Here is a 938-nt window from a genome sequence, read left to right as displayed (position 1 = left end):
TGCGGGTTTGCCGTTAAAAGGTAGGACCATAATTTTGCTGGAGTGTTATGTGGTGCGAAAACGGTGACAGAAAAATAAAAGCGTCGGTTTTTAAAATTCAATCCCTTGTGCCTAGAGGACGGGGGGTTGCTTTTTTCTGTTTTTTCGTTATTGTGGGGGGGTGCCCGGGGTACCGGCCGGTGCTTGAACATCTGCGTGGCGGCGACAGCCTGTTGCCAACCGGCGTATAAATTCTCCCGCCGCGCCGGTGTCATGCGAGGTTCAAACCGCTTACCAATCTTGAAAATCTGTTTAAGTTCATCCGTATCCTGCCAGAAGCCGACTGCCAACCCCGCTAAAAAGGCAGCACCCATGGCGGTCGTCTCTAAATTGGCGGCTCGTTCCAAAGGCTTATTCAGGATATCCGCCTGAAACTGCATCAGGTAATCATTGCGAGCTGCCCCACCGTCAACGCGTAAGGCTGGGACGGCAATCTGCGTGTCCTTGTACATGGTATCAACCACATCACGCGTTTGATAAGCCAAAGCCTGCAACGTCGCTTTAATAAAGTCGTCTTTAGTGGTCCCGCGGGTCAAGCCAAAAACTGCCCCGCGTGCTTCGGCATCCCAATACGGTGCCCCTAAGCCTGTAAACGCAGGCACCACATAAACCTCATCATCACTAGTGGCTGCCTCGGCTGCTTGCTGGGTGTCAGGCGATTGCGCCACCAACCCCATTTGATCGCGCAGCCACTGAATCGCCGAGCCCACGAGACTAGGCATGATCTCGTATGCCGTCTTCTGCTTGAAAAAAATTTACATCACTTGCTCTCAATCTTCATATATCTGCCACCTCACGCTCCTTCATTATGTTTGCTAATTTGTGCCTTCCTTCTATGTCCATCATCCTAGTCTCTCCTTGTTCTCTTTGTCACCAATTACGCTCATCTTTAACCTTAT

The 938-nt window shown here is 50.9% G+C and carries 1 pseudogene; it reads right to left on the bottom strand.

Annotation, left to right across the window (positions count from 1 at the left end):
* Positions 1-161: 161 nt before the first annotated feature.
* Positions 162-752: pseudogene (locus ACWPVL_RS11685) on the bottom strand (FGGY-family carbohydrate kinase); the annotation flags it as partial.
* Positions 753-938 lie beyond the last annotated feature (186 nt).

The sequence above is a fragment of the Streptococcus sp. Marseille-Q8145 genome (assembly GCF_965112035.1).
Note: the sequence above shows the minus strand (reverse complement) of the source record. Positions and strands in the feature narration are given on the sequence as shown.